Origin of the sequence: Thiorhodococcus minor, from assembly GCF_010820565.1 — a bacterium.
Taxonomy (GTDB): Bacteria; Pseudomonadota; Gammaproteobacteria; order Chromatiales; family Chromatiaceae; genus Thiorhodococcus; species Thiorhodococcus minor.
This window is the reverse complement of the sequence record NZ_JAAIJQ010000184.1, coordinates 1-3370: the sequence shown is the minus strand read 5'-3', so window position 1 is coordinate 3370 and position 3370 is coordinate 1. Positions and strand designations below refer to the sequence as shown.

The window sequence follows — 3370 nt, the reverse complement described above, 5'->3', positions numbered from 1 at the left end:
GTCTCCAGAACAAGCGCTTGAAAGCGGCATCCGACGAGGACTACCTGACGAAATTGTTCTTCGAGCCGCCCAAGAGCAAGGAGAAAGCAAAAGCATCAGAGGGCGCTAATATTAGAAAAGCTTGATGCGATTGCCCTTGGCGCTGGGGGCCTTTACCAGGTGAAAATGGGGCTTCGAGAAACTTGCGGGTTCGTCGAATGATCCGATCCAAAGCCAGACAGCACACACGAGATCTCTATGTCAGCCATCATCTCGCGCGGTCGGCTCAAATTGCTCAGTCATCGGCTACGCGAGCGGCTATGGGTGAAGCCGCTGGTGATTTGTCTATTGTCGATTGTGAACGTCTTTGTCGCCAAGCTCGCGGACGACACGGATCTTGCGCAGTTCATGCCGGCGATCTCCGCCGATTCCATCGAAAGTCTCCTCTCCATCATGGCCTCAAGCATGCTGGTGATCGCCACCTTCGCGGTCGGATCGATGGTGTCGGCGTACGCTTCGGCCAGCAGCACGGCAACACCGCGCTCATTCCGGCTGGTCATTGCCGACGATGTCTCGCAGAACGCCCTCTCGACCTTCATCGGCGCCTTTATTTTCAGCGTCGTGGCCCTGACGGCCGTGAAGAACGACTACTTCGAAAGCGCGGGCCTCTTTACGCTCTTCATCCTGATGGCGGCGGTCTTTAGCATCGTCATCCTGACGTTTCTACGTTGGGTGGATCGCATTGCACGTCTTGGGCGGCTGGGAATGACCATCGACGTCGTCGAGAAGGCCACGGCCGACGCCCTCAAGCGGCGGCGCGATGCACCCACACTCCAAGGCGTGGCGAAACGCTCTCAAGACACCGTTGGGAACGCCGTGTTCGCAACCACGGTCGGCTATGTCCAGCACGTCGATATCGCCGTGCTCCAGGCCTGCGCGGAAAAGGGACAGGGACGCATCGTCGTCACGGCCTTGCCGGGAACCTTTGCCGCGCCCGGGCAGGCGTTGGCGCGCGTCAGCGATAGCCCCGATGGGAACACGGCGATTGACTGCGAGCAGGTGATCCAGTCTTTCTTGATCGGAGACGACCGCACGTTTCAAGAAGATCCGCGATTCGGCCTGGTGGTGCTGTCGGAGATCGCAGGCCGTGCGCTATCCCCGGCGGTCAACGATCCCGGGACCGCGATCGACGTGATCGGAACACTCGTTCGACTGTTCGTGCTCTGGAATGATTCGGGCGCTCAGGAAGAGGATGGGGCGCCCAAGTACGACCGCGTCGAGGTGCCGGAGCTTGCACTGATGGACCTGTTCGATGATGCCTTCACGGCGATTGCGCGCGACGGTGCCGGCACGGTAGAGGTTGCCGTGCGCTTGCAGAAGGCGTTGCGATCGCTGGCCCTGGTCGGCGATTCCGCCATGCGAGGCGCCGCTGCCTATCATGGAAGACTGGCGCTGGCGCGCACCGAGCGGGCGCTCAATCTGCCGGAGGATGTGGCAACCGTGCGTGCGGTCGCCGCGTTGGCGCAGTCGGCCGCGCTCGAGCAGACGGGGTAGCTCGCGGCGCTCCTGTGGAGGGGTTGCATTCGGGCGCACCCCTGTTCTTCCGCGACACGAGATACTCCTTCTTCAACGGCTCGGAGGTGCCATGAATTCCGGTCCCACGGGATCGGTAACATGCTCTAGAAGGATCCGGTCGATGGCATCGAGCGCCTCGCGGTCGAGGCTCCAGCCGTCGATGATGTTGATCGGGTCCATTTGATCGGGCCGACGTCCACCCCAGAGTGCGACGCTGTGGCCGGGTTGGTCGAGCAGCCAGCGCAGGGCCAGTGCCATGACGTCCTTGTCGTAGTGCTCGCGGGCGAAACGGTCGAGCGCCGCGACCGCCGCCAGGTACTGGTCGAAGCGCGGCTGCTGGAACTTCGGATCGCTCCGGCGCAGATCGTCGCCGTCGAATTGGCGCTCGCGCGTCATCTTGCCACTGAGCAGTCCACGGCAGAGTGCGCCATAGGTCAGGGTGCCGATGCCGTGGCGCGCGCAATAGGGCAGCACGGCATCGCCCGCCTCGCGCTCGAAGAGATTGTAAGGGGGTTGGTTCGCGTGCAGTGGGGCGACCGCGCGGAAGGCGTCCATCTGCTCGGGAGAGAAATTCGAGACGCCGATCGCACGGATCTTGCCGGCGCGCAAGAGATCGTCCATGGCGCGCGCGGTTTCCTCCATCGGCGTTTTCGGGTCCGGCCAATGGATCTGATAGAGGTCGATGCGGTCGGTGCCCAGCCGGCGCAGCGAGTCCTCGACCTCGCGCTCAATCCGTGCGCGCGTCGCCTCGCGCCAGACCTTGGTCTCGTCGTCGGACCAGTTCAGCGCGCATTTGGTTGCCAGCACCACCTGATTGCGCAGTCCGTGGCGGGCGATGGCCTTGCCAAGGATCTCCTCGGAGCGGCCCATGCCATAGACCGGCGCCGTGTCGATCAAGGTCACACCAAGTTCGATGGCATGGCGGATGGTTTCGATGGAGGTCTCCTCGTCCGTGCCGCCCCACATCCAGCCGCCGATGGCCCAGGTGCCCAGTCCGATACGGGAGACGTGCAGATCGCTGCTGCCGAGCGTGGTGTATTCCATGGTTTCTCCTGCGTTTAGTTGGATGAAGGGCGAGCGGCGGGGTCATCCCCGTCGCGACGCAACGATTCGGCCTCAATGGAGATGCGCTTGATCTCCGGATGGCGTTCTCGGATGCCGCGCTCCAGCCGGTCCACCAGGCCCATGATCGTCTCCGACGACAGGCCGGAACGGAACCGGACGTCCAGATTCAGCAGAACCTCATCGGGGCCAAGATGCATGGTCAGCGGGCGGCCGGCCTCGACCACTTCCGCGTCCTCGTGGGCGAGTTGGCGAATGCTCTCGATCACCTCTGGATCCGCCGCTTCGCCGATCAACAGGCTGCGGCTCTCGTAGGCGAGGAGAAGCGCGACGCTGGACAGGGTCACGCCAATCATCATGGAGGCGATACCATCCCAGAGTGGATTGCCCGTGATCTCGGTGAGATAGACGCCAGCCAGGGCGAAGAGCAGCCCCGCCAGCGCGGCGGAGTCCTCGAAGATCACCGTGACCGTGGTAGGGGCCTTGGCGGCGCGTAGCGCCTGCCAGAGGCGCTTGTCCTTGACCGAGGGCAGGAACTCCCTGAGCGCGATCGTCCAGGAGATGCCCTCGGCGATCAGCGCGATCGCGATGACCGCATAGTTCCACATGACATTGCCGCGCTCGTCCGGGGCATGGCCGGTGATGGGAAGAATGGTGTCAGGTCTTGCCTTTTGCCCGATCCGAGCTACGCTTGATCCATGGCTCGCCCGCTCAGACTCGAATTTCTCGGCGCTCTCTATCACATCACCTCGCG

Annotated in this window: 3 protein-coding genes; 1 reads left to right on the top strand and 2 read right to left on the bottom strand. The window is 63.1% G+C overall.

Going from position 1 to position 3370, the window contains the following annotated elements; translation table 11 throughout:
- The first annotated feature begins 237 nt into the window (after positions 1 to 237).
- Positions 238 to 1533 carry a DUF2254 domain-containing protein gene (locus tag G3446_RS26005; RefSeq protein ID WP_164456567.1) on the top strand — a complete coding sequence of 432 codons (1296 nt, stop codon included), beginning with the start codon at positions 238 to 240 and terminating at the stop codon, positions 1531 to 1533.
- Positions 1534 to 1605: 72 nt separating this feature from the next.
- Here G3446_RS26005 and G3446_RS26000 read toward each other — a convergent pair whose 3' ends face one another.
- Together G3446_RS26000 and G3446_RS25995 are read right to left on the bottom strand one after the other, a co-directional pair.
- Positions 1606 to 2598, bottom strand: coding sequence for an aldo/keto reductase (locus tag G3446_RS26000; RefSeq protein WP_164456566.1), 993 nt, complete (start codon positions 2596 to 2598; stop codon positions 1606 to 1608).
- A 14-nt stretch (positions 2599 to 2612) separates the two neighbouring features.
- The coding region (locus G3446_RS25995; RefSeq protein WP_245232795.1) for a cation diffusion facilitator family transporter at positions 2613 to 3370 on the bottom strand (758 nt) is incomplete at its 5' end.

Coding starts and splice junctions, on each gene's coding strand:
- G3446_RS26005 (WP_164456567.1), top strand. CDS start 238: ATGTCAGCCATCATCTCGCGCGGTCGGCTCAAATTGCTCAGTCATCGG.
- G3446_RS26000 (WP_164456566.1), bottom strand. CDS start 2,598: ATGGAATACACCACGCTCGGCAGCAGCGATCTGCACGTCTCCCGTATC.